This is a genomic window from Streptomyces sp. NPDC102279, assembly GCF_044766365.1.
Taxonomy (GTDB): Bacteria; Actinomycetota; Actinomycetes; order Streptomycetales; family Streptomycetaceae; genus Streptomyces.
This window is the reverse complement of sequence record NZ_JBIWLU010000008.1, coordinates 155999-181734: the sequence shown is the minus strand read 5'-3', so window position 1 is coordinate 181734 and position 25736 is coordinate 155999. Positions and strand designations below refer to the sequence as shown.

Annotated in this window: 19 protein-coding genes; 12 read left to right on the top strand and 7 right to left on the bottom strand. The window is 71.8% G+C overall.

The window, feature by feature from the left end:
* The first annotated feature begins 211 nt into the window (after positions 1 to 211).
* The gene (locus ACIRQH_RS21955) at positions 212 to 1501 is read left to right on the top strand and encodes a citrate synthase (RefSeq protein WP_355863166.1); all 1290 of its coding nucleotides are present in this window, start codon (positions 212 to 214) and stop codon (positions 1499 to 1501) included.
* 602 nt (positions 1502 to 2103) lie between these two features.
* Here the strand turns inward: ACIRQH_RS21955 and ACIRQH_RS21950 are convergent.
* The 3 genes from ACIRQH_RS21950 to ACIRQH_RS21940 form a co-directional block, all read right to left on the bottom strand.
* Complete coding sequence (locus tag ACIRQH_RS21950) at positions 2104 to 4347, bottom strand: heavy metal translocating P-type ATPase (protein WP_404226846.1); 2244 nt, start codon at positions 4345 to 4347, stop codon at positions 2104 to 2106.
* Between the two features lie 88 nt (positions 4348 to 4435).
* Complete coding sequence (locus ACIRQH_RS21945; RefSeq protein WP_388931080.1) at positions 4436 to 4675, bottom strand: heavy-metal-associated domain-containing protein; 240 nt, start codon at positions 4673 to 4675, stop codon at positions 4436 to 4438.
* Positions 4676 to 4910: 235 nt separating this feature from the next.
* Entirely contained in the window at positions 4911 to 5585 is a 675-nt protein-coding gene (locus tag ACIRQH_RS21940; protein ID WP_388931077.1) for a TetR family transcriptional regulator, read from the bottom strand.
* Positions 5586 to 5752: 167 nt separating this feature from the next.
* Here ACIRQH_RS21940 and ACIRQH_RS21935 point away from each other — a divergent pair, with 167 nt between their 5' ends.
* Together ACIRQH_RS21935 and ACIRQH_RS21930 are read left to right on the top strand one after the other, a co-directional pair.
* Positions 5753 to 8092, top strand: a complete 2340-nt coding sequence (locus tag ACIRQH_RS21935) for an MMPL family transporter (protein WP_404226845.1) — start codon at positions 5753 to 5755, stop codon at positions 8090 to 8092.
* A 52-nt stretch (positions 8093 to 8144) separates the two neighbouring features.
* On the top strand, positions 8145 to 9188 hold the full coding sequence (locus ACIRQH_RS21930; protein ID WP_404226844.1) for a zinc-dependent alcohol dehydrogenase family protein: 1044 nt from the start codon (positions 8145 to 8147) through the stop codon (positions 9186 to 9188).
* 85 nt (positions 9189 to 9273) lie between these two features.
* Here the strand turns inward: ACIRQH_RS21930 and ACIRQH_RS21925 are convergent, their stop codons facing one another.
* The 3 genes from ACIRQH_RS21925 to ACIRQH_RS21915 form a co-directional block, all read right to left on the bottom strand.
* Complete coding sequence (locus tag ACIRQH_RS21925) at positions 9274 to 9849, bottom strand: GNAT family N-acetyltransferase (RefSeq protein WP_404226843.1); 576 nt, start codon at positions 9847 to 9849, stop codon at positions 9274 to 9276.
* A gap of 120 nt (positions 9850 to 9969) precedes the next feature.
* Positions 9970 to 10170: an AlpA family transcriptional regulator gene (locus ACIRQH_RS21920; RefSeq protein ID WP_081217364.1), complete on the bottom strand. Its 201-nt coding sequence runs from the start codon at positions 10168 to 10170 to the stop codon at positions 9970 to 9972.
* Between the two features lie 372 nt (positions 10171 to 10542).
* Entirely contained in the window at positions 10543 to 11508 is a 966-nt protein-coding gene (locus tag ACIRQH_RS21915) for a sugar phosphate isomerase/epimerase family protein (RefSeq protein ID WP_388865937.1), read from the bottom strand.
* Positions 11509 to 11631: 123 nt separating this feature from the next.
* On the opposite strand from ACIRQH_RS21915, the gene iolC reads away from it, so the two are divergent.
* The 6 genes from iolC to ACIRQH_RS21885 all read left to right on the top strand — a co-directional run bounded on the left by iolC (position 11632) and on the right by ACIRQH_RS21885 (position 19714).
* Positions 11632 to 12582 (top strand): 5-dehydro-2-deoxygluconokinase, encoded by a 951-nt coding sequence (gene iolC / locus ACIRQH_RS21910; protein ID WP_358814862.1) that lies wholly within the window; start codon positions 11632 to 11634, stop codon positions 12580 to 12582.
* Complete coding sequence (locus ACIRQH_RS21905) at positions 12579 to 13571, top strand: deoxyribose-phosphate aldolase (protein ID WP_404226842.1); 993 nt, start codon at positions 12579 to 12581, stop codon at positions 13569 to 13571. The genes iolC and ACIRQH_RS21905 overlap by 4 nt, the downstream gene beginning before the upstream one ends.
* Positions 13572 to 13578: 7 nt before the next feature.
* A complete protein-coding gene (iolB, locus tag ACIRQH_RS21900) occupies positions 13579 to 14421 on the top strand; it encodes a 5-deoxy-glucuronate isomerase (protein WP_388931066.1) in 843 nt (280 codons plus the stop codon).
* A complete protein-coding gene (gene iolD, locus ACIRQH_RS21895; protein WP_404226841.1) occupies positions 14418 to 16301 on the top strand; it encodes a 3D-(3,5/4)-trihydroxycyclohexane-1,2-dione acylhydrolase (decyclizing) in 1884 nt (627 codons plus the stop codon). The genes iolB and iolD overlap by 4 nt, the downstream gene beginning before the upstream one ends.
* A 14-nt stretch (positions 16302 to 16315) precedes the next feature.
* Positions 16316 to 17827: a CoA-acylating methylmalonate-semialdehyde dehydrogenase gene (gene mmsA, locus ACIRQH_RS21890; protein WP_388865927.1), complete on the top strand. Its 1512-nt coding sequence runs from the start codon at positions 16316 to 16318 to the stop codon at positions 17825 to 17827.
* A 477-nt stretch (positions 17828 to 18304) separates the two neighbouring features.
* Positions 18305 to 19714, top strand: a complete 1410-nt coding sequence (locus tag ACIRQH_RS21885) for an APC family permease (RefSeq protein ID WP_404226840.1) — start codon at positions 18305 to 18307, stop codon at positions 19712 to 19714.
* 43 nt (positions 19715 to 19757) lie between these two features.
* Here ACIRQH_RS21885 and ACIRQH_RS21880 read toward each other — a convergent pair whose 3' ends face one another.
* Complete coding sequence (locus tag ACIRQH_RS21880; RefSeq protein ID WP_358814856.1) at positions 19758 to 20168, bottom strand: GNAT family N-acetyltransferase; 411 nt, start codon at positions 20166 to 20168, stop codon at positions 19758 to 19760.
* Positions 20169 to 20285: 117 nt separating this feature from the next.
* On the opposite strand from ACIRQH_RS21880, the gene ACIRQH_RS21875 reads away from it, so the two are divergent.
* The 3 genes from ACIRQH_RS21875 to ACIRQH_RS21865 all read left to right on the top strand — a co-directional run bounded on the left by ACIRQH_RS21875 (position 20286) and on the right by ACIRQH_RS21865 (position 25642).
* Positions 20286 to 22970: an alpha/beta fold hydrolase gene (locus ACIRQH_RS21875; RefSeq protein ID WP_404226839.1), complete on the top strand. Its 2685-nt coding sequence runs from the start codon at positions 20286 to 20288 to the stop codon at positions 22968 to 22970.
* Positions 22967 to 23830 carry an ABC transporter permease gene (locus tag ACIRQH_RS21870; protein ID WP_358814854.1) on the top strand — a complete coding sequence of 288 codons (864 nt, stop codon included), beginning with the start codon at positions 22967 to 22969 and terminating at the stop codon, positions 23828 to 23830. The genes ACIRQH_RS21875 and ACIRQH_RS21870 overlap by 4 nt, the downstream gene beginning before the upstream one ends.
* A gap of 198 nt (positions 23831 to 24028) precedes the next feature.
* Positions 24029 to 25642, top strand: coding sequence for a von Willebrand factor type A domain-containing protein (locus tag ACIRQH_RS21865; RefSeq protein WP_404226838.1), 1614 nt, complete (start codon positions 24029 to 24031; stop codon positions 25640 to 25642).
* Positions 25643 to 25736: the final 94 nt, after the last annotated feature.

Here is a 25736-nt window from a genome sequence, read left to right as displayed (position 1 = left end):
GACGCAAAAAATGATCGATCAAATGAGTCACGAAGGTCACAGAGACCTTCCAGATGCGGGGTGGACGGGGCAGGATGAGCAGGTTGGCGGCACTGAGTGCCGCCAATAGGCCCAATGGTCGACCCCGAGTGCACTCTCCAGGGCCAAATGGGGGATGGTAGAGACAGTCAGGGCACCTCGAAGAAGAGGCACAACGTCGGTGAGGGATGACGTGAGCGACAACTCTGTAGTACTGCGGTTCGGCGATGGCGAGTACACCTACCCGGTGATCGACAGCACCGTCGGCGACAAGGGCTTCGACATCGGCAAGCTCCGCGCCCAGACCGGTCTGGTGACGCTGGACAGCGGGTACGGCAACACCGCCGCCTATAAATCCGCGATCACCTATCTCGACGGTGAGCAGGGCATCCTCCGCTACCGCGGCTACCCGATCGAGCAGCTGGCCGAGCGTTCCACCTTCCTTGAGGTGGCCTACCTGCTGATCAACGGTGAGCTTCCGAACGTCGACGAGCTCTCCACGTTCAAGAACGAGATCACGCAGCACACCCTGCTGCACGAGGACGTCAAGAACTTCTACCGGGGCTTCCCGCGCGACGCCCACCCGATGGCGATGCTGTCGTCGGTCGTCTCGGCGCTGTCCACCTTCTACCAGGACAGCCACAACCCGTTCGACGAGAAGCAGCGCAACCTCTCCACGATCCGGCTGCTCGCGAAGCTTCCGACGATCGCGGCGTACGCGTACAAGAAGTCGATCGGCCACCCCTTCGTCTACCCGCGCAACGACCTCGGGTACGTCGAGAACTTCCTGCGCATGACCTTCTCGGTCCCCGCGCAGGAGTACGAGCTGGACCCGGTCGTCGTCTCCGCGCTCGACAAGCTGCTCATCCTGCACGCGGACCACGAGCAGAACTGTTCGACCTCCACCGTGCGTCTGGTCGGCTCCTCGCAGGCGAACATGTTCGCCTCGATCTCCGCCGGCATCTCCGCCCTGTGGGGCCCGCTGCACGGCGGCGCCAACCAGTCGGTCCTGGAGATGCTGGAAGGCATCAAGGCCAACGGCGGCGACGTCGACTCCTTCATCCGCAAGGTGAAGAACAAGGAGGACGGCGTCCGCCTGATGGGCTTCGGCCACCGGGTGTACAAGTCCTTCGACCCGCGCGCGAAGATCATCAAGGCCGCCGCGCACGACGTCCTGTCCGCTCTCGGCAAGTCCGACGAGCTGCTGGACATCGCCCTCAAGCTGGAGGAGCACGCGCTCTCGGACGACTACTTCGTCTCGCGCAACCTCTACCCGAACGTCGACTTCTACACGGGTCTGATCTATCGGGCCATGGGCTTCCCGACCGAGATGTTCACGGTCCTGTTCGCCCTCGGCCGGCTGCCCGGCTGGATCGCCCAGTGGCACGAGATGATCAAGGAGCCCGGCTCCCGCATCGGTCGCCCCCGCCAGATCTACACGGGTGTCGTCGAGCGCGACTTCGTGCCGGTCGAGGGTCGCTGAGGCTCGTACGAAACGGTCGGGCCCCGCACGCGGGGCCCGCTGAGCCCGTACAAAGAAGCAGAAAACGGAAAGCGCCCTGCTACTGGTCCCCCCACGGGCCGGCAGTCAGGGCGCTTTCCTTGTCCCGGTGCGGATTCCCCCCACGGGATCCGGCCGGGCGTCTGCGGGACAGCGCCTGAATCGCTGTGTGCCGGCACGGGGGCCGGCGGTGAGCAGAACGAGCAGAACTCGTCATGCTGCGGTGGTGCGCGTGTTGCGGTCGGTGCGGTGCGATCTGCCGGGACCCGTACGGATCGGGAGGGCCGCTCAAAGCTCCCCGCTGTACGCGCCCCGGCGACGCAATTTCCGGGAACGTCCCCCAAGACATCCCCAGATGTCAGTCACGCCCCCCAAGACGCTTCTGACATCGCCAACTTAGACTCACGAACCCCTTCGATGGTTACGTTCACATCACTGTGATCTGTGTCTCTTGCATATGTCCTGAAGATAGGCAAGAGCCCCGATACGAGAATCGAGGTCCCAGCGTAAGGAAGATGCGCGAGCCTTGTGAAGAGCTTATGTGAGGCTGCCGTTGGACTCTAGGGGGACTCTTAACTCCGTCGTCACGAGAATGTCCGGAGCCGAAGGCTGTTCGTCACCACGAACACCGAGGAGAAGGCCATCGCCGCCCCCGCGATCATCGGGTTCAGCAGCCCGGCGGCGGCCAGCGGCAGCGCCGCCACGTTGTAGCCGAACGCCCAGACCAGGTTTCCCCTGATCGTCGACAGGGTCCTGCGCGCCAGCCGGATCGCGTCCGCCGCCACCCGCAGGTCCCCGCGCACCAGCGTCAGGTCGCTCGCCTCGATCGCCGCGTCCGTCCCCGTGCCCATGGCGAGACCCAGGTCGGCGGTGGCGAGCGCCGCCGCGTCGTTGACCCCGTCGCCGACCATCGCGACGCTGCGTCCCTCGGCCCGGAGCCGCTCGACGACGGCGACCTTCTCCTCGGGCAGCACCTCGGCGTACACGTGGGCGGCGTCGATGCCGACCGCCCGCGCGACGGCCTCGGCGACCGCACGGTTGTCCCCGGTCAGCAGGACCGGTGTGAGCCCGAGGGCCCGCAGGTCACGTACGGCCTCGGCGCTGGTCTCCTTGATCGTGTCCGCGACGGTCAGGACGCCCACTGCCGTGCCGTCCAGGGCGACCACGACGGCCGTGCGCCCCTCCGCCTCGGCGGCGTCCTTCGCCCGCGCCAGCGCGTCCGGGAGCGGATCGGGGAACCGGCCCACGGTGACCTCGTGACCCTCCACCCGGCCGCGTACGCCGCGGCCCGGCACGTTCTCGAAGTGCTCGGGCGCCGGAAGGTCGCCGACGCGCTTCCTGGCGCCTGCCGCGACGGCCCGGGCGACCGGGTGCTCGGAGGCGTGCTCCAGGGCACCGGCGAGCCGCAGGACGTCCTCCTCGGCGGTGCCCTCGGCGACGTACACCTCGTGGAGGCTCATGCGCCCGGTCGTCACCGTGCCGGTCTTGTCCAGGACGACGGTGTCGACGCGGCGGGTGGATTCCAGGACCTCGGGTCCCTTGATGAGGATGCCGAGCTGGGCTCCCCGGCCGGTTCCGACCATCAGGGCGGTCGGCGTGGCCAGGCCCAGCGCGCAGGGGCAGGCGATGATCAACACCGCGACGGCGGCGGTGAACGCGGCGGCCGGGTCGCCGGTGGCGGCGATCCACACCGCGGAGGTGCCGAGGGCGATGAGCAGCACGACGGGCACGAAGACCCCGGAGATCCGGTCGGCGAGCCGCTGCACCTCCGCCTTGCCGTTCTGCGCGTCCTCCACCAGCCGGGCCATCCGCGCGAGCTGGGTGTCGGCGCCGATCCGGGTGGCCTCGACGACGAGACGGCCTCCGGCGTTCACGGTCGCGCCGGTGACGGTGGCGCCGACGGTCACGTCCACGGGCACGGACTCGCCCGTCAGCATGGACGCGTCGACGGCCGACACGCCTTCGACCACCGTGCCGTCGGTGGCGATCTTCTCGCCGGGCCGGACGACGAAACGGTCGCCGACGGCCAGCCGCGCCACGGGGACGCGGACCTCGCGGCCGTCCCGCAGGACGGTGACGTCCCGGGCGCCCAGTTCCATCAGGGCCCGCAGGGCCGCTCCCGCGCGCCGCTTGGAGCGGGCCTCCAGGTAGCGGCCGAGCAGGATGAAGGCGATGACGCCGGAGGCGACCTCCAGATAGAGCGTGGAGGCCCCGTCCGTACGGGAGACGGTGAACGAGAAGCTGTCCCGCATGCCCGGCATCCCCGCGTCGCCGAAGAACAGCGCCCACAGGGACCAGCCGAACGCCGCGAGGGTGCCGACCGAGACGAGGGTGTCCATGGTGGCGGCGCCGTGCCGGGCGTTCGTCAGGGCGGCCCGGTGGAAGGGCAGTCCGCCCCAGACCACGACGGGCGAGGCGAGCGTCAGGGCGAGCCACTGCCAGTTCTCGAACTGCAGGGGCGGGACCATCGACATCAGGACGACGGGCAGCGCGAGCAGGGCGGAGACGGTCAGGCGCCGGCGCAGGGAGGCCGTCTCGGGGTCCTCGTCGGCGGCGGGCGGCGCGGTCTCCTCCGGCGCCGGCGGAGGGGGTTCCTCGGCGGTGTAACCCGTGTTCACGACGGTGGCGATCAGGTCGGCGACCTGTACCCCCTGCGGGTACGAGACCCTGGCCTTCTCCGTCGCGTAGTTGACGGTGGCGGTGACGCCGTCCATGCGGTTGAGCTTCTTCTCCACGCGGGCGGCGCAGGAGGCGCAGGTCATCCCGCCGATGGAGAGCTCGACCTGCGAGGCCCCGTCGACGGCTATCTCGGGTGGTGCGGTGGACATCGTCCGGCTCCCGGAGTCAGCCGGTCCGTGCGGAGGCAGTATCAGCTGGTCGGCACGTCCCGGTGCGGAGGGGAAGGGTGCGGGCCGCTCAGGCCCGGGCGGCGAGCTCGAAGCCCGCCTCGTCGACCGCGGCGCGGACGGCGGCCTCGTCGAGGGCGGCCTCGGAGACGACGGTGACCTCACCCGTCGCGGCGACGGCCTTCACCGAGCTGACGCCGGGGATCTCGGAGATCTCGCTGCTGACGGAGCCTTCACAGTGCCCGCAGCTCATCCCGCTCACCTGGTAGACGGCGGTGACGGAACCCGGGGTGTCGGTCTGGGCGGTCATGGCGTTACTCCTCGTCGAGGCGTGTGCTGCGTACGGGTGCGGAAAGGGACTCCGGGAACCCAGGGTTCCCTCCCACTGTCGCCAGGCTATACCCCTAGGGGGTATTAATCCAACCGACCTCGGGGTGGATCGGCGCCGCCGATCACCGTTGATTTGTCCGCACTTTATGGCAGATGCCGGGGATGTCGCTGCCGCTGCGGGCGGGCGCGCTCGCGCCGACCGGAGCCGTCGGGCCTCAGGCGCTGCCGGAGGCTCCACTTTCGAGCAGCGGTTCCAGATAGCGGTACATGACCGTCTTCAGCTCGGTGATGTACGCGTCCCGTTCGGCACCCTCGTGGGCCATGACCAGCGTGAGGCCCGCCTTGAAGAGCATGAGCGTCATGTTCGCGGCACGGCTGCGTTCGTCGGCCGGGCGGTCGGGCAGGCGGGCCGCCATCAGGTCCTCCACCCGGGTGAGGATCGCGCCGTGCAGGGTGCTGATCTCCTCGACGATCCGTCCCGGGGTGTCGGGGGCGTGCATCAGGACCCCGAAGGCGGGGTTCTGCACGTTGAACGCGATCAGCGGGTCGAGCACCGCGTCGAGCATCCGGTCGAGCGGGAGGCCGGTGTTCTCGGTGGCGAGGGCCTGCCCGTGCGAGGTGGCCCAGTGCTCCAGCAGCTGGTCGCTGAGGCCGACCGCGATGGCTTCCTTGTTCGGGAAGAACTGGTAGAGCGTGCCGGGTGAGACGCCGGCCTCGCGCGCGATCGCGTTGGTGCTCGCGCCCGTGTAGCCGGACCGGCAGAACACCGAGGCCGCGGCCTCCAGGAGCTGGGCGATCCGGCGTTCGCCGCGCGCCTGACGGCGGCGCGGCTTCTCCTCGACGCGCTCCTGCGGCGCCGGCGACTCCTCGGTCTGCTGATTCTCGGGCACGGGTTATCCCCAGCTTCTCGGGACGCGATTGACAAACACGAGCGGTCACTCGCATTCTTGCGGAACGCGAGCGATGACTCGTGTTTGCCGATTCTATGGCAATGGGCGACCCATGCTGCCTGCACGGAAGCGGGCCATCTGGGTCACGGTGAAGGGGACACCGCATCATGTCCGAAGTCAACAGCGCGGGTGACGGCCCCGCGACGGGCCCCGGCCAGGGGAAGCGCGAGGCCGCGGACCTGGGCACGGACCCCGGCCCGGCCCGGGGCGCGGGCGGGAACGCGGAGGGCCTCGGCACCGGCGCGCGGCTCGGCGGCTGGACCCGGTTCGTGACCGCACGGCCCCGCCTCTCCCTTCTCGTCGCCCTGCTGCTGACCGCGCTCGCCGTGGTCGCCGGCAGCGGCGTCGCCGACCGGCTGGGCAGCGGAGGCTGGGAGGACCCGACCGCCGAGTCGACGTACGCGACCAAGGCGCTGGAGCGGGAGTTCCCCGCCTCGCAGCCCAACCTGCTGCTCCTGCTGGACGCGGGCGGCTCCTCGGTGGACGACCCCGCCGTCGCCGCGGAGGCGAAGCGCATCACGGCGCGGCTGGCCGCGGAGCGGGGCGTCACCGGCGTCGGGTCGTACTGGCAGTCCGGTTCCCCCGCCCTGAAGGCCGGGGACGGTCACGAGGCGCTGATCGCCGCGCGGATCACCGGCGACGAGACGGCGGCCGCCGACACCCTGGACCGCCTCGCCCCCTCGTACCGCGGCCGGAGCGGGCCCGTCGAGGTCGAGATCGGCGGACCCGTCGCCGTGCGGCACGAGATGCAGACGACAATCCGCGAGGACCTGACCCGGGCCGAGCTGATCGCCCTGCCGGTGACCCTCCTGCTGCTGGTCATGGTCTTCGGCAGCGCGATCGCGGCCCTGCTGCCGCTCGGCGTCGGCATCTTCGCGATCCTCGGCACCAACGCCGTGCTGCGCGGACTCACCGAGGTCACGGACGTCTCGGTCTTCGCGATGAACCTGACGACGGCCCTCGGACTCGGCCTCGCCATCGACTACGCCTTGTTCGTCGTCCGCCGCTTCCGCGAGGAGCTGGCCACCGGTGCCGCACCGCGCGCCGCCGTCGGCACCACCCTGCGCACCGCGGGCCGCACCGTGCTCTTCTCCTCCCTTACCGTCGCGGTGTCGCTCGCCGCGATGCTGCTCTTCCCGCAGTACTTCCTGCGCTCCTTCGCCTACGCCGGCATCGCCGTGGTGCTGCTGGCCGCCGGAGCCGCCCTGATCCTGCTCCCGGCGGCCCTCGTGCTCCTCGGCCACCGGGTCAACGCCCTGGACCTGCGGCGCCTGTTCCGGCGCGGCGCGCCCCGGGCCGCCGACGGCGGGGCCGCCTGGGGCCGGATGGCCTCCCTCGTGATGCGCAGGGCGCCGCTCTTCGTCGTGGCCACCACCGCCGGTCTCATCGTCCTCGGACTGCCCTTCCTGGGCGTCAAGTTCGGCACGGCGGACGACCGCCAGCTGCCCTCGACGGCCGAGTCCCATGTCGTCCAGCAACACGTCCGCGACGGCTTCCCGGGCAGCCCCGGCGGCGGCCTGAAGATCCTGGCCGAGGGCCCGGCCACCACCACCCAGTACGCCGAGTACGGCAAGCGGATCGCCGCCCTGCCCGAGGTGCGGCGGGTGGACGGACCCCTGGTGAAGGGGGACGCGGCCTACTTCACGGTGCTGCCCAAGGGTGAGGCGGTGGACGAGGGCGCCCAGCGGCTGGTGGGTGAACTGCGCTCCACGAACGCCCCGTTCGCCACCTCGGTGACCGGCACGGCCGCCGTCCTCGTCGACTCCAAGGACGCGATAGGCGACCGGCTCCCATGGGCCGCCGCGTTCATCGCCGTCGTCACCCTGCTCCTGGTGTTCCTGCTGACCGGCAGCGTGCTGATCCCCGTGCAGGCCGTGCTGCTCAACGCGCTCAGCCTGACCGCGATGTTCGGCGCGGTGGTCTGGGTCTTCCAGGACGGCCACCTCTCCGGCCTCCTCGACTTCACCAGTTCCGGTTCCATCGAGACGACGCTCCCGGTCCTGATGTTCTGCGTCGCCTTCGGCCTGTCCATGGACTACGGCGTGTTCCTCCTCTCCCGCATCAAGGAGGAGTACGACCACACCGGCGACCACCAGCAGGCCGTCCGCTTCGGGCTCCAGCGGACCGGCGGACTGATCACCGCCGCCGCCGTCATCCTCGCGGTGGTGATGGTCGCCATAGGCACCTCGCGGGTGGCCAACACCAAGATGCTGGGCCTGGGTATCGCGCTCGCCGTCCTGATGGACGCGATGGTCGTCCGCAGCCTGCTGGTCCCGGCGGTCATGCGCCTCACCGGCCGTGCCACCTGGTGGGCGCCAGGACCGCTGCGCCGCTTCCACGACCGGTTCGGCCTGAGCGAAGGGGAGGCGTCCACGGCGAGGCCGGCGCCGTCACCCGCGCTCGCGGGCGAGCCGGAGCCCGACCGGGATCCGGTGGAGGCCGGCTGAGGAGCCCTTAGGGTTCCCCGCGGAAGGTCATCTCCGGAGGAGGGCGGGACCCATGCGGGCAGTGGTGTTCGAGCGATACGGGGAACGGGCCGAGGTCCGGGAGGTCGCTGACCCGGAGCCGGAGGAGCATGGAGTGGTGGTGCGGGTCGGGGCCACCGGCCTGTGCCGGAGCGACTGGCACGGCTGGATGGGCCACGACCCGGACATCGCCCTGCCGCACGTGCCGGGCCATGAACTGGCCGGTGTCGTCGAGGCGGTGGGGTCCCGGGTGACCGGCTGGCGCGCCGGTGACCGCGTGACCGTCCCGTTCGTCTGCGCCTGCGGGAGCTGCCCGGCGTGCGCGGCGGGTGACCAGCAGGTCTGCGAGCGGCAGACCCAGCCGGGCTTCACACACTGGGGCTCCTTCGCCGAGTATGTGGCGCTGGACCACGCGGACGTGAACCTGGTCGCGGTCCCGGAGGAGATGTCCTTCGGAACGGCCGCGTCGCTGGGCTGCCGGTTCGCCACGGCGTTCCGCGCGGTCGCCGTCCAGGGGCGGGTGAGCGCGGGGGAGTGGGTCGCGGTGCACGGGTGCGGCGGCGTCGGCCTGTCGGCGGTGATGATCGCGGCGGCGTCCGGGGCGCGGGTCGTGGCCGTCGACGTGTCCCCGGCGGCGCTCGATCTGGCACGGAAGTTCGGGGCGGCGGAGTGCGTGGACGCCTCCGCCGCGGCCGACCCCGCGGAGGCGGTGCGTGACCTGACCGGCGGCGGCGCGCACGTGTCCCTGGACGCCCTCGGGTCGCCCGCCACCTGCGCCGCCTCGGTGAACGGACTGCGCCGCCGCGGACGCCATGTCCAGGTGGGCCTGCTGCCCTCGCCGACCGGCGTCACCCCGGTCCCCATGGCCCGGGTGATCGGCCTGGAGCTCGAACTCCTCGGCAGCCACGGCATGGCGGCCCACGCCTACCCCGCGATGCTGGAGCTGGTCCGCGCCGGAGTCCTGCGGCCCGATCTTCTCGTGACGTCCGCCATCGCCCTGGACGCGGCCCCGGCCGCGCTGGCGGCCATGGGGTCGGCGCCGGGCTCGGGTGTGACGGTCATCGAACCGTGGGCCTGAGCGCTGAACCGGCCCACCTGGACGCCGACCTCCGCTGGATGAACACCCACCCGCGCGGCGAGGGTGTGAGGGTGCGGGTCGGGGGTCAGGCCGCGGTTGCGGTGGGACGGCCCCGGTGGGCGGCCCATTCGTGGTCCAGCACGGACATCCGTACGGCGTCGATCCACTCCCCGTCGTGCAGCAGCGTCTGCCGCTCGACCCCCTCGGCCACGAAGCCGGCCTTCTCGTAGGCACGCCGGGCCCGCGGGTTGAAGGTGAAGACGTGCAACGAGACGCGGTGCAGGCCCAGTTGCTCGAAGGCGTGGCCCAGGATCAGCCGGGTGGCCTCGGTGCCGAGACCGCGGTCGCGGCCGCGCGGACCGACGAGGATACGGAACGTGCAGTTGTGATTCCGCGCGTCCCACTCGAACAGGACGGCCTCGCCGACCAGTTCACCTGTGGCGCGGTCCACCACGCCGAGGTCCATCCGGTCGGTCTGCGCGGCCCGGGTGCCGTACCACTGGCGCAGCCGTTCCGCCTCGAACTCCTCGACGGGGCTGCCGGTGAGCCGCAGGACGTCGGGGTCGCGCAGGATCTCCGCCATCACCGGGGCGTCGTCCACGGTGAACGGGCGCAGCACGGTCTTCTCGCCGGTGAGCATGGGTTTCTCGGAGAAGCTCATCGGTGGATCATCGACGGACGCACGGCGGTGCGGCAATCGAATTAGGTGCTGCCGGGGAGCGGGAGCGTAACCGCCCTGACCCGGTGCCCCACCGGAGACGGGGCGCCGGGCCAAGGGTGGTCAGTCGGTTCTGCGTCCCCGGTTTCCGGGGCGGGAGGCGACCCAGGCGCGGACGGTGTCCGCGTACCAGTAGGGCTTCCCGCTCTCGACGTGGTCGGGCGGAGGAAGCAGCCCGTGCTTGCGGTAGGAACGCACCGTGTCCGGCTGCACCTTGATGTGCGCGGCGATCTCCTTGTACGACCAGAGTCTGGGGTCGGTCATGCGTGGCACCTCCCTGCGCGCGCCGCGGCGGCGGCCTGGTGCGGCCGGCGGGGGAGCCGGGGCGCTGCGCTGGTGATCACAAAGCCTGTGCCCCTTGAACGACACGGACCGAGCGCCGGGCAGCGCCTGTCGACCGGGTGTGACGCAAGACCCGCGTACACGGGACATCTGTGACACGGAGGTGTTTTTTGTGACACGGGTGACGCATTGGCATGTGAGGGGCAACTCCTTGTGGCCGCACCGGGAGGGCTGCGCGCTCACCAGCGGGGCCGCGAGGCGGAGTCCGACGCCGGGGCCACGGGTCCCACCGGCCCCGAGTTCCACAGGTCCCCAGGTACGCGGAGCCCCGCAGGACCTCAGCCCCGCAGGACATCAGGCCCCGCAGGACCTCAGGAACGCACGGGTGCGCCGGGCGATCGGCAGGGGCTTGTCCGGCGGACACGGGTACATGTCCTGCTCGACGATCGCGAAGAGGTCGACGCCGAGCTGCTGCGCGGCGGCCAGGACGGGTTCCAGCGCCGGTACGCCCGACGGCGGTTCGCACATCACGCCGCGCGCGACCGCGGGCCCGAACGGGACCTCCTCGGCGCGCACCGAGGCCAGCACCAGCGGGTCCACCTGCTTGAGGTGGAGGTAGCCGATGCGTTCGCCGTACGTCTCGATGAGCTTGACGCTGTCGCCGCCGCAGTAGGCGTAGTGGCCGGTGTCGAGGCACAGGGAGACCAGCGACGAGTCGGTCGCGTCGAGGAAGCGCGTGACGTTCTCCTCGCTGTCGATGTGCGTGTCGGCGTGCGGGTGGACGACGATCCGCAGTCCGAAGCGCTCGCGCACCTCGTGGGCGAGCCGCTCGGTCTGCGCGGTGAGACTGCGCCACTGCGTCGGGGTCAGCGTGCTGTCCTCCAGCACGGCGCCCGTCTTGTCGTCGCGCCAGAACGCCGGGATGACGACCAGGTGTTCCGCGCCCATCGCCTGGGTCAGCGCGGCGATGTCCGCGACGTGCTCCCAGGTCGACTCCCAGACCTCGGGCCCCCGGTGCAGCCCGGTGAAGACCGTCCCCGCCGAGACGGTGAGCCCGCGCCGGGCCGTCTCCTCCCTGAGGACGGCGGGATCGGTGGGCAGATAGCCGTAGGGGCCCAGCTCGATCCACTCGTACCCGGAGCCGGAGACCTCGTCGAGGAAGCGCTGCCAGGGAACCTGCTGCGGGTCGTCGGGGAACCAGACGCCCCAGGAGTCGGGAGCCGAACCGATCCGGATGCGCGACAGTGAGGACGAAGGCGACGACTCCGGCGACGGCTGGTGCTCGGACCGCGGCGATGACTGAGGTGACAACGACGTCATGGGCGCCAGCTTCCGGCGGCTCCGAAGAGGTGTCAAGGGCCTCGTCCGAATGTCCGGACAAAACGTTGACAGGGCTCCCCGCGCGGGACTACACCTGGGGGCAGCCGGAGGGAAGGGATCGGGATGGCGTACGAGTTGATCACCATGGGGCGGATCGGGGTGGACCTCTACCCGCTGCAGGCGGGGGTGCCGCTGGCCCGGGTGACGTCCTTCGGCAAGTTCCTCGGCGGCTCGGCGACGAACGTCGCGGTGGCCGCCGCGCGACTCGGACGGCGTACGGCCGTCATCACCCGGACGGGTGATGATCCCTTCGGTGTCTATCTGCACGACGCGCTGCGCGGTTTCGGCGTCGACGACCGCTGGGTCACCGCGGTCCCCGGACTGCCCACCCCCGTCACCTTCTGCGAGATCTTTCCCCCGGACGACTTCCCGCTCTACTTCTACCGCCTGCCCAAGGCCCCCGACCTGGAGATCGACGCGCACGAACTCGACCTCGAAGCCGTCCGGGACGCCCGGGTCTTCTGGGTCACCGGCACGGGGCTGTGCGCGGAGCCCAGCCGCACGGCCACGCTCGCGGCGCTGGCCCACCGCGGCCGGTCCGGTACGACGGTCTTCGACCTCGACTGGCGCCCCATGTTCTGGCAGGACCCCGCGTCGGCCCGCCCCTTCTACAAGGAGGCACTGCGCCACACCACCGTCGCCGTCGGGAACGTCGACGAGGTGGAGATCGCCACCGGGGAGCGCGACCCGCACACCGCCGCCGCCGCCCTGCTGGCCGCCGGTGTGGAACTCGCCGTGGTCAAGCAGGGCCCCAAGGGTGTGCTCGCCGTCCACCGCGACGGCACCTGCGCCGAGGTCCCGCCCCTGCCGGTCGAGGTCCTCAACGGCCTCGGCGCGGGCGACGCGTTCGGCGGGTCCCTCTGCCACGGGCTGCTCGCCGGCTGGGATCTGGAGCGGATCATGCGCTACGCGAACGCGGCGGGCGCCATCGTCGCCTCCCGCCTGGAGTGCTCCTCCGCGATGCCGACCGCGCGCGAGGTCGAGGACGCGATCGCCGCCGGAGCGGTGCGGTGAGGGCGGGTCACGTCGGGGGCGCGCACCAGGAGCCGGGCGGCGACGCGGGTCCGCCGGCCGACCCCGCCGCCCGGCCCACGGCCTACGCCCCGCTCCGCCCGCCGTCCCCCCGCGTCGACGTCGCCCGCCTCGCGCGGACCCGTGCCCGGCACCCCGGGGCGGTCGCGGAGGTCGCCGCACGACGGGTGCGCAGACCCCTGCTCGACGACTCCGGCCGGCTGATGATCATCGCCGCCGACCATCCGGCGCGCGGCGTGCTGGCCGTCGGTGACCGCGCGCTCGCCATGGCGAGCCGCGCCGACCTGCTGGAGCGGCTCTGCCTCGCGCTCTCCCGCCCCGGCGTCGACGGCGTCCTCGCCACCGCCGACATCCTCGACGACCTGCTGCTGCTCGGCGCCCTCGACGACAAGGTGGTCATCGGGTCGATGAACCGGGGCGGCCTCGCCGGTTCGGCCTTCGAACTGGACGACCGGTTCACCGGACACCGCCCCCAGGACATCGAACGGTCCGGCTTCGACGCGGGGAAACTGCTGCTGCGCATCGACTACGACGACCCGGGCTCGCTGCGCACCCTGGAGTCGGCCGCCCGCGTGATCGACGCGATGGCGGAACGTCAACTCCCGGTCTTCGTCGAACCGTTCCTCTGTCGTCGCCGGGAAGACGGCACCCTGCGCAACGATCTGGGCGCCGAGGCCGTCACCAAGTCCCTCGCCGTCGCCGCCGGCCTGGGCGGCAGTTCGGCGTACACCTGGCTCAAGGTCCCGGTCACCGAGAACCCCGACGACATGGCCCGTGTCATGGAGACGTCCACGCTGCCCGCGGTGCTGCTGGGCGGAGATGTCGGCGAGGACCAGGAGGGTGCGTACGAGAAGTGGCGCGGTGCGCTCCAACTCCCCACGGTGCAGGGTCTGGTGGTCGGACGTTCGCTGCTCTACCCGGCGGACGGCGATGTCGCCGCGGCCGTGGACACCGCCGTGGGGCTCCTGTGAGGAGCGCGTGAGCCGTCCGGGCGCCGGGCTGCACGTGCCGAGAGGCACCGCCGCCGACGCCCACTACGCGCTCGACATCGACCCCGCGCGGGCCGGCTGGACCCACAGCGCCCTGCGGATCGTGGAACTGGCAGCAGGGGGTACTCATACCTTCACCGCCGGCGACAGCGAGTGGATCGTGCTCCCGCTCGCCGGCGGCTGCACGGTCCGCACCAAGGACGGCATGGACGAGAACGAGTTCCATCTCCTGGGCAGAGAGGGCGTGTTCGACGGAGTCACCGACTTCGCCTACGTGCCCCGTGACGCCCTGGCCCATATCGCCTCCGGCGTGGGAGGCCGCTTCGCCCTGGCAGGAGCGAAGTGCGAGCGCCGACTCCCCGCCCGCTACGGCCCCGCGCCGGAGGTTCCCGTCGAGCACCGCGGCAGCGGCGTCTGCGCCCGCCAGGTGCGCAACTTCGCCGCCGCGGACGTCTTCGCGTGCGACCGGCTGATCGCCGTCGAGGTGATCACCCCCGGCGGCAACTGGTCCTCGTACCCGCCGCACAAGCACGACGAGGACGTGCCCGGGGTCGAGTCCCGGCTGGAGGAGATCTACTACTTCGAGATCGACGGCCCGAACGGATTCGGCTATCAGCGCGTATTCCCTTCCCGTGAGGGCGGTTCGGACGTCCTCGCCGAGGTCCGCACCGGCGATGCCGTCCTCGTCCCCGACGGATGGCACGGCCCGTCCATCGCCCAGCCCGGCCACGCCATGTACTACCTGAACGTCATGGCGGGGCCGGGCAGGGACAGGGAGTGGCGGACCCGCTTCCACCCGGGACACGCAGAGAGCACAAGGGGATACCGATGACCTCGACGACGAGGCTGACGGTCGCGCAGGCGCTGGTGCGGTTCCTGGCCGCCCAGCACACCGAGCGGGACGGCGCGCGACACCGGCTGATCGGTGCCACCTGGGGCATCTTCGGGCACGGGAACGTCGCCGGGATCGGCCAGGCGCTCGTCGAGTACGCGGACGTCATGCCGTACCACCAGGGCCGCAACGAACAGGCGATGGTGCACGCGGCGGTCGGCTACGCGCGGCAGAGCAACCGGCTGTCGACGCACGCCGTGACGACCTCCATCGGCCCCGGCGCCACCAACCTCGTCACCGGCGCGGCACTCGCCACGGTCAACCACCTGCCCGTCCTGCTGCTGCCCGGCGACGTCTTCGCGACCCGCCCCGCCGACCCGGTGCTCCAGCAGCTCGAGGTGCCCTTCGCCGGCGACGTGTCGGTCAACGACTGCCTGCGCCCGGTGTCGCGCTACTTCGACCGGATCTCCCGCCCCGAGGCGCTGATCCCGGCGGCCCTCCAGGCGATGCGCGTGCTCACCGACCCCGTCGACACCGGTGCCGTCACGCTCGCGCTGCCGCAGGACGTGCAGGCGGAGGCGTACGACTGGCCCGAGGAGTTCTTCGCCGAGCGGACCTGGACCGTGCGGCGCCCGGCCAGCGACCCCGGCGAGCTGGCCGCCGCCGTCGCCGCGGTCCGCTCGGCCAGGCGTCCGCTGATCGTCGCGGGCGGCGGGGTCCACCACAGCCGCGCCGAGGAGGCCCTCGCCGAACTGGCCTCCGCCACGCGCATACCGGTGGCCTCCACCCAGGCGGGCAAGGGCTCGCTGCGCTGGGACCACCCGCAGGACGTCGGCGGCATCGGGCACACCGGCACGGCGACCGCCGACGAGCTGGCCCGCACCGCCGACCTGGTGATCGGCGTCGGCACCCGCTACACGGACTTCACGACCGCCTCGGGCACCCTGTTCGGCGCCTCCGGTGTCCGCTTCCTCAACCTGAACGTCGCCGCGTACGACGGTCACAAGCTCTCCGGCATCCCGCTGATCGCCGACGCGCGCGCCGGTCTGGAGGCGCTCACCGGGGCGCTGTTGCCCCACCGGCACCGCGCCGAGCCCGCCTACGTCACCGAGTACACGGACGACAAGGAGCGCTGGGAGTACCGCGTCGACGCGGCCTACGAGGCCGAGGACATCGACATCCGGCCCACCCAGCCGCAGGTCCTGGGCGTCCTCGACGAGCTGGTCACCGAGGACGACATCCTGATCAACGCGGCCGGTTCGCTCCCGGGTGACCTGCACAAGCTGTGGCGGGCGCGGTCACGGGACCAGTACCACGTCGAGTACGGCTACTCGTGCATGGGCTACGAGATCCCGGCCGCGATCGGCGTCCGGATGGCGGCCCCGGACCGGCCCGTGTGGGCGCTGGTCGGGGACGGCACGTATCTGATGAATCCGACCGAGATCGTCACCGCCGTCCAGGAGGGCGTCGCGATCAAGGTCGTCGTCCTGCAGAACCACGGGTACGCGTCCATCGGCGGCCTCTCCGCCTCGGTGGGCGCCGAGAGGTACGGCACCGCCTACCGCTACCGCGCGGCGGACCGTACGTTCACGGGGGCGCCGCTGCCGGTCGATCTCGCGGCCAACGCGGCCAGCCTGGGCATGCGGGTTCTGCGCGCGAAGACCGTGCGTGACCTGCGGACCGCCCTCGCCGAGGCGCGTGCCGCGGACACTCCCACTTGTGTCTACGTGGAGACCGAAACGGCAGACACAGTGTCGGGCGCGCCTCCGGCCCAGGCCTGGTGGGATGTACCCGTGGCCGAGACCGCGACCCGATCGTCGGCGGTGGCGGCCCGCGAGGAGTACGACCGGCACGTCGCCGCCCGACGCCGCCATCTGTGAAGGAGTTTTTGGCCATGACGAAGACCGTCGACCACTGGATCGGTGGCAAGCCCGTTGGAAACGCCGCGGGCGCCTCGGGTACGTACGGGCCGGTCACGGACCCGGCGACCGGGGCCGTGACCACGCGGGTCGCGTTCGCGAGCGTCGAGGAGGTCGACGCCGCGGTCGCCGCCGCGAAGGACGCGTACGCGACGTGGGGCACCTCGTCGCTGGCCAAGCGGACCTCGATCCTCTTCAAGTTCCGCGCGCTGCTCGACGCCCACCGCGACGACATCGCCGCGCTGATCACCGCCGAGCACGGCAAGGTCCACTCGGACGCGCTCGGCGAGGTCGCGCGCGGCCTGGAGATCGTCGACCTGGCGTGCGGGATCACCGTGCAGCTGAAGGGCGAGCTGTCGACCGAGGTGGCCTCCCGGGTCGACGTGTCCTCGATCCGCCAGTCGCTCGGCGTCGTCGTGGGCATCACCCCGTTCAACTTCCCGGCCATGGTGCCGATGTGGATGTTCCCGATCGCCATCGCGTGCGGCAACACCTTCGTCCTCAAGCCGTCCGAGAAGGACCCGTCGGCCGCGATGAAGCTCGCCGAGCTGCTGGCCGAGGCCGGTCTGCCCGAGGGCGTCTTCAACGTCGTACACGGTGACAAGGTCGCCGTCGACCGTCTCCTGGAGCACCCGGACGTAGCGGCCGTGTCCTTCGTGGGTTCGACGCCGATCGCCCGGCACATCCACACCACCGCCGCCGCCAACCACAAGCGCGTGCAGGCTCTGGGCGGCGCCAAGAACCACATGCTGGTCCTGCCGGACGCCGACCTGGACGCGGCGGCCGACGCCGCCGTCTCCGCCGCCTACGGGTCGGCCGGCGAGCGCTGCATGGCGATCTCCGCGGTCGTGGCGGTCGGCTCCATCGGCGACGAGCTGGTGGCCAGGATCCGTGAGCGCGCCGAGAAGATCAAGATCGGTCCCGGCAACGACCCGGCGTCCGAGATGGGCCCGCTGATCACCGCCGCCCACCGCGACAAGGTCGCCTCGTACGTGAGCGGCGCCGCCGCCCAGGGCTCCGAGGTCGTCCTCGACGGCACGGGCTACACGGTCGAGGGCCACGAGGACGGCCACTGGATCGGCCTCTCGCTCCTGGACCGGGTGCCGGTGACGGCGGACGCGTACAAGGACGAGATCTTCGGCCCGGTGCTGTGCGTGCTGCGCGTGGACACCTACGAGGAGGGCGTGGCGCTGATCAACGCGTCCCCCTTCGGCAACGGCACCGCGATCTTCACCCGGGACGGCGGCGCCGCCCGCCGCTTCCAGCTGGAGGTCGAGGCGGGCATGGTCGGCGTGAACGTGCCGATCCCGGTCCCCGTCGGCTACCACTCCTTCGGCGGCTGGAAGGACTCCCTCTTCGGGGACCACCACATCTACGGCAACGACGGCACGCACTTCTACACCCGCGGCAAGGTCGTCACCACCCGCTGGCCGGACCCCTCCGAGGCTCCGACAGGCGTCGACCTGGGCTTCCCGCGCAACCATTGAGCATCCGGTGCCCCGTCTCCGTCGCCCACCGGGCGGAGACGGGGCACCGTCGTGTCCGGGCTCCTTCCGCCCGGCCGTGGTGTTCCTCATCAGCTCGGTGGCGTTCCGGGTCCGTGCGGCCGGAGGCGTCCGGAGTGCGGACCAATCCTGGCGAGTTTCGGGGTCTCGACTGCGGTTCTCGTCATGCGGTGATGAAACGGGTACCGCAGGCGAGTTGGAGGAAGCACCTTCGAAAGCAAGGTCATATTCGACTGGGTATTGATGATTGTCACGTATAGGCGCCGAAGCCTGGGAATGCGATGTGACGTGCGTCGCTCCGCTACTGCGGATTCCGTAGGTAAACGGCCATTGACGCAACGGTTTCCGTCAAGGTTCCATCAACGCGGGAGCGGACGACGAGACGTACGACACGAGCCGCCGGAGGCGATAACGCTCCCGCCCGAACCACCTGACGAACGAGTCGATCGGAACCGCTTCATGACCGACACGCTCCGCCCTGTCGAGACCGCCGTCCCGGACGCCGCGCCCACGGCGACCGAGAACCCCCAAAAGCTCAAGCGTTCCATCGGAATCGTCGGCGGCACCCTGCTGACGCTCTCGTGCGTGACACCCGCGTCGACGCTGTTCGTCGTGGTTCCCGACCTGTTCTCGTCCCTCGGCACGGCCACCGCGCTCACCATCGCGATCGGCTCCGTGCTCTGTATCGCCGTGGCGTTCTGCTACTCGGAGCTGGGCACCCTCATCCCCAGCGCCGGCGGTGAGTACGCCATGGTCTCCACGATGGCCGGACGCCTCGCGGGCTGGCTGGTCTTCGTGCTCTCCCTGCTGGTCGTCATGATCGTGCCGCCGGTGATCGCCATGGGCACCGCGGACTACCTGGCGCCCATCGTGCATCTGAACCCCTCGATCGCCGGCGCCGCGGTGATGCTCCTGGCCACCCTCGCGGGCCTGCTCGACCTGCGCGCCAATGCCTGGATCACCGGCATCTTCCTGGTCCTCGAAGTCATCGCCGCGGCGGTCGTCGCCGTCCTCGGCTTCGCGCACAGCGAGCGCGGCGCCGGCAGCCTCGTCTCCATGCAGGTCTCCGGCTCCGGCGGCCACACGGACACCGTGACGGCCATGCTGGTCGTCTCGGGGCTCGCCATCGCCCTCTTCATCACCCAGGGCTTCTCGACCGCGGTCTATCTCTCCGAGGAGCTGGAGGACCCGCGCCGCAACGTCGCCCGCACGGTCCTCGCCACGCTCGCCATCTCCACCGTCATCATCCTGGTCCCGGTCGTCGCCATCACCATGGGCGCCCCCGACCTGTCCGCCCTCACCGGCGGCGACATCAGCACGATGGTCACGGCCTGGTCCAACTCCGCCGTCGGCACCTTCGTCAGCCTCTGCGTGGCCCTCGCGATCATCAACGCGGGCATCGTCATGGTCATCCAGAACTCCCGCGTCCTGTTCGCCTCGGCCCGTGACAAGGCGTGGCCCGCCCCGGTCAACAAGGGACTGTCCCGGCTCGGCCGCTTCGGCTCGCCCTGGGTCGCCACCCTCCTGGTCGGCGTCCCCGGCGCGGCCCTCTGCTTCGTCAACCTGGACACGCTGTACGGCGTGACGGGCGTCTCCGTGACGGCGATGTACCTGCTCGTCGCGGTCGCCGCGCTGCTCGCCCGGCGCGACCGGCACCGCCACACGCCCGCCTGGCGGATGCCGTTGTGGCCCGCCGTCCCGGTCGTGCTGATCGCGGTCCTCGCCTACATCCTGACCCAGCAGGAAACGGTCTACCTGCTGTGGACCGGCGGCATCACCGCGGTCGCCACCCTGTACTGGGCCTTCTACCTGCGCCCGCGCCGTGGGACCCGCTGGCTGGTGTCGATCCCGGAGGACGAGCAGGTCTGACCGGCACCCCCGGAGCGCCCGGCCCTCCGCGGGACGGGCGGCCTCAGCCGAACTCCCACGTCACCACCGTGCACGTCCCGTCGTCCTTGCCCCCCGCACTGCGGTACACGGCAAGGGCGACGTCGTTCCCGGTGTCCACGCCCACCCACATCCCGTAACAGCCGCGTTCCCGTGCCAGGGAGGCGAGTTCACGGACCAGCGCCCGACCGGTCCCGCGCCGCCGGAACGGCTCCGCCACCGCCAGCTCGTACAGGAACATCTCGGTGCCCTTGTCCGGGTGCACGGTCTCGACGCCGCTGACGAAGCCGACGGGCTCCTCGTCCTCGTAGGCCAGGTACAGGTGATGCCCCTGGGTCTCCAGGAACCGCCGCGCCCACTCGGGACGCACGGGGTTGTCGAAGAGGTACTCGGCGGCGGTCAGTTCCCCGACGGCGGTGGCGCGGCGCATCTCCATGGGCCCGTTCGTACCACGGACGCGGTACGCGGAGGCCGCACCGTACTCCCGTGGGAGGGGCCCCGGTTCAGCCGGGCGGCTGCCCCGGATGTCCGTGGGCACCCGTACCGTTGAGGCATGGATCTTCGACTGCCCCGGCCGCGTCTGCCGCGCCGGGGACGCCTGCCCGCACGGACGGACGCGCGAGCCCGCTGGAGGTGGGCGGCCGCCGCCGCGGCCCTCGTCGTGCTCGCCGGCGCGGGTACGTGGACGGCCGTCGCCTCCGACGACCCCCAGGGCGTGCACCGCAGCGACCGGATGATGTCCATGGGCGGCGGCGTGCGGATCGACACCTCCTACTTCACCACGGGCCCCTCCACACAGCGCCGGCCCGCCGTCCTCCTCGCGCACGGCTTCGGCGGCAGCAAGGCGGACGTCCGCGGCGAGGCCGAGAAGCTGGCCCGCGACGGGTACGCGGTACTGACCTGGTCCGCCCGCGGCTTCGGCAGGTCCACGGGGAAGATCGGACTGAACGACCCGCGGGGCGAGGTCGCCGACGCCTCCCGGCTCATCGACTGGCTGGCCGAGCGCCCCGAGGTCCGGCTCGACAAGAGCGGCGACCCGCGCGTGGGCATGGCCGGCGCGTCCTACGGCGGGGCCGTCTCCCTGCTGACCGCGGCCCACGACCCGCGCGTCGACGCCATCGCCCCGTCCATCACGTACTGGAACCTCGCCGACGCCCTCTTCCCGAACGGCGTGTTCAAGAAGGTCTGGGCCGGCCTCTTCATCAACTCGGGCGGCGGCTGCGAGCGGTTCGAGGCCGACCTGTGCGCGATGTACAACCGGGTCGCGGAGTCCGGGAAGCCGGACGCCGCGGCGGAGAAGCTCCTCCAGGAGCGCAGCCCCGAGGTCGTCGCCGACCGCATCAAAGTCCCCACCCTCATCGCGCAGGGCCAGACGGACTCCCTCTTCCCGCTCGGCCAGGCCGACGCGATGGAGAAGGCGCTGCGCGCCAACCGCGCGCCCGTGAAGGTCGACTGGATCTCCGGCGGGCACGACGGCGGCGACATGGAGGCGGACCGCGTCAGCTCCCGCGCCGCGTCCTGGTTCGACCGCTACCTGAAGGACGACAAGGGCGCCGACACCGGCCCCGCCTTCCGCGTCACCCGCACCGGAGGCATCGACTCCACCGACGGCGCCGCCCTGCTGCGCGGCGCGAGCGCCGACCGCTACCCCGGACTGGAGAGCGGCCGGCACACCGTCGCGCTGACCGGCCGGGAGCAGACCTTCCAGAACCCGGCCGGCGCCAGCCCGCCCGCCATCTCCGCCCTGCCCGGGCTCGGCGACTCGGGAGGCCTCACCCAGCTCTCCTCCCTGGGTGTCGGCATCGGCATCGACTTCCCCGGCCAGTACGCCCACTTCCAGTCCGCGCCCTTCCGGGACGACCTGCGCGTCACCGGCTCGCCCACGGTGACGGTGCACGTGCGGTCCAGCACCGACGACGCCGTCCTCTTCGGGAAGGTGTACGACGTCGGCCCGGACGGCAGGCGTCAGGTGCTGCCCTCCCAACTCGTCACCCCCGTGCGCGTGGAGGGCGCGAAGTCCGGCAAGGACGTCCGCCTCACCCTTCCCGCCGTCGACCACGAGGTCCAGAAGGGCCACCGGCTCCGCCTGGTCCTCGCCTCGACGGACCTCGGCTACGCCTCCCCGGCGGCCCCGGCCACGTACACCGTGTCGCTCAAGAGCGCGCTCCAGGTGCCGACGGCCCCCGGCGTGACGACCGCCGCGGCCCCGCTCCCCTCCTGGGTGTGGTGGCTGCCGGTCGCCGGCGCGCTCGCCGCGCTGGCCCTGCTGTTCACCGGCCGCCGCCGCACCACCGCCCCGGCGCCCGACCCCGCGCTCGCCGAGGTCCCGCTCCAGATCACCGACCTCAGCAAGCGGTACGCGAAGTCGGCCGACCGGTACGCGGTGCGCGACCTGGCGTTCCGGGTGGAGAAGGGGCAGGTCCTCGGTCTGCTCGGGCCGAACGGCGCGGGCAAGACGACCACTCTGCGCATGTTGATGGGCCTCATCAAGCCCGACGACGGCGAGATCCGTGTCTTCGGGCACGCCATCCGCCCCGGCGCTCCCGTCCTCTCCCGGGTCGGCGCGTTCGTCGAGGGCGCCGGCTTCCTCCCGCACCTCTCCGGCCGGGAGAACCTGGAGCTGTACTGGCAGGCCACCGGCAGGCCCGCCGAGGACGCCCACCTCGAAGAGGCCCTGGAGATCGCCGGACTCGGCGACGCGCTGGCCCGCGCCGTACGCACCTACTCCCAGGGCATGCGCCAGCGCCTCGCCATCGCGCAGGCCATGCTCGGCCTCCCGGACCTGCTGATCCTCGACGAACCGACCAACGGCCTGGACCCGCCGCAGATCCGTGAGATGCGCGGGGTGATGATCCGGTACGCCGCGGCGGGCCGCACCGTCATCGTCTCCAGCCACCTCCTCGCCGAGGTCGAGCAGTCCTGCACCCACCTGGTGGTCATGGACCGCGGCCGGCTCGTCCAGGCGGGCCCCGTCGCCGAGATCATCGGCTCCGGCGACACCCTGCTCGTCGGCACTGGAACACCCCTCGACGCACCCCTCGTCGAGAAGGTCGGCGCCCTCCCGGGCGTCGTGTCGGCCCTCGCCACCGACGACGGACTGCTCGTCCGTCTCGGCGCCGACGGCAGCGCGCAGCGGCTCGTCGCCGAACTCGTGCGGCTCGACGTGCCGGTGGCGTCGGTGGGACCCCACCGCCGGCTGGAAGACGCGTTCCTCACCCTGATCGGAGGCTCCGCATGAGCACGCTCGTCCAGCGGACCGAGACGGCGGACGGGTACCGGGCGCGCCGCACCCTGCCGCTGCGCGTGGAGCTGATCCGCCAGCTGAAGCGCCGCCGCACCCTAGTGATGGGCGCGATCCTCGCGCTCCTGCCCTTCGTCCTCGTCGCGGCGTTCGCGATCGGCGGCGGGCCGGGCGGGCGCAACGGCCAGGTCACCCTGATGGACACGGCCACCGCGTCGGGCGCCAACTTCGCCGCGGTGAACCTGTTCGTCTCCGCCGGATTCCTCCTGGTGATCCCGGTCGCCCTGTTCTGCGGCGACACCATCGCCTCGGAGGCCAGCTGGTCCTCCCTGCGCTACCTGCTGGCGGCCCCCGTGCCGAGAACGCGGCTGCTGTGGTCCAAGCTCACCGTGGCGCTCGGCCTCAGCCTCGCCGCGATGGTCCTGCTGCCGGTCGTCGCGCTCGCCGTCGGCACCGCCGCCTACGGCTGGGGCCCGCTGGAGATCCCGACCGGCGGCGCGCTCTCCGCGGGCACCGCCACCCAGCGCCTGCTCGTCGTGATCGCGTACATCTTCGTGTCCCAACTGGTCACCGCGGGGCTCGCGTTCTGGCTGTCGACGAAGACGGACGCCCCGCTCGGCGCGGTCGGCGGTGCGGTCGGCCTGACCATCGTCGGCAATGTCCTGGACGCGGTCACCGCCCTCGGCCACTGGCGCGACTTCCTGCCCGCCCACTGGCAGTTCGCCTGGGCCGACGCCGTCCAGCCCACCCCGGAGTGGGGCGGCATGATCCAGGGCACGGCGATCTCGGTGACGTACGCGCTCGTGCTGTTCGCCCTCGCCTTCCGCGGCTTCCGGCACAAGGACATCGTGTCGTAGCGGCGTCCTCGGGTGCCGCCGGCCGAAGCCGGCGACACCTCCAGGTCTCCGGAAGATCACCCACCGGTCTCGAAGCCCCGTCGCCGTGGCCGGTTCGAGACTCTTCCGCAACGCTCCTGAGCGCTCGTCCGGGCCCCCTCGGCCGTCACAGTCACACACGTCGGGCCGCACAAGGGCCGTACGAGCGAGGGGGCACGGATGGGGAAGAACCACATACACACAGCGTCCGGCGGAGGAACGGGGCCCGGCACGGCCCGGACGGCGGGCCGTCGGCGCCCGGGTGTTCCGCTGCTCGCCCTCGCCGCGGCCGGCGCGGTCCTGCTCACCGGATGCGGCGCGGGGGGCGGCGACAACTCCTCCGACGGCAGCAAGTCGCGCCACAACATCCCGCTCCCGGGCAGGCCGACCGGCGGCAGCGCCGAGCGCGACCAGCAGGGCGAACAGTCGGACGCCCCCGACGCCACCCCGTCGGCGGACTACCTCTCCACCTTCGCCCTCGACGTCGACACGGCGTCGTACGGCTACGCCCGCCGCTCCCTGGCGAGCGGCCGCGCACCCGACCCGTCCACGGTCCGTCCCGAGGAGTTCGTCAACAGCTTCCGCCAGGACTACGAACGCCCCGAGGGCGACGGCTTCTCCGTCACCGTCGACGGCGCCCGCACCGACGACGCGCGCTGGTCCCTCGTCCGGGTCGGCCTCGCCACCCGCGCCGCCGAGACCGAGAGCCGCCGCCCGCCCGCCGCCCTCACCTTCGTCATCGACATCTCGGGCTCCATGTCCGAACCCGGCCGCCTCGACCTGGCCCGCGCCTCCCTGGACGTGATGACCGACCGGCTGCGCGACGACGACTCGGTCGCCCTGGTCACCTTCAGCGACGAGGCCGAGACCGTCCTGCCGATGACCCGGATCGGCGACCACCGCGACCGCGTCCACAAGGCGATCGACCGCCTGGAGCCGACCGACTCGACCAACCTCGGGGCGGGCGTGCGGACCGGCTACGCGACCGCCGTCGACGGCCTGCGCGAGGGCGCCACCAACCGCGTCGTCCTCGTCTCCGACGCCCTCGCCAACACCGGCGACACCGACGCCGACAGCATCCTCGAACGGATCTCCTCCGCCCGCCGCGAGCACGGCATCACCCTCTTCGGCGTCGGGGTCGGCAGCGAGTACGGCGACGCGCTCATGGAACGCCTCGCCGACAAGGGCGACGGCCACACGACGTACGTCTCCAGCCGCGACGACGCCTACACCGTCTTCTGCGACCAACTCCCGCAGAACATCGACCTCACGGCCCGCGACGCCAAGGCACAGGTCGCCTTCGACCCCGAGACGGTCGAGCAGTTCCGGCTGATCGGCTACGACAACCGCAAGGTCGCCGACGACGACTTCCGCGACGACCGGGTGGACGGCGGCGAGGTCGGCCCCGGCCACACCGTCACCGCGCTCTACGCCGTCCGCACCCGCCCCGGCGCCTCCGGCCGGCTCGCCACCGCGACCGTCCGCTGGCTCGACCCCGACAGCCGCAGCCCGCACGAGAACTCCGGCCGACTGTTGACCGGCTCGCTGCGCGACGACGTCTGGGCCGCCCCGCCCACCTTCCAGATCACCGCCGTGGCCGCCTACTTCGCCGACGCCCTCCGCTCGGGCGACGCCCGCTGGAGCGCCCTGCCCGGCGGGCGCCCGCTCGACGAACTCGCCGCACGCACCCGCGACCTGGCGCGTGCCACCGACGACAAGGACGTCGAGGCACTCGCCACCGCGATCGGTCAGGCCGACGACCTGAACGTCTGCGACCCGGACTGCGTCCGGTAGCCGGCCGGGACCGGCGGCGGACCCGGACCGGTGGCCGGTCGGCCGCCCCACGCGGCCGGCCGCCGGTCCCCACCGGAGGACCCCGCCCCCCGCA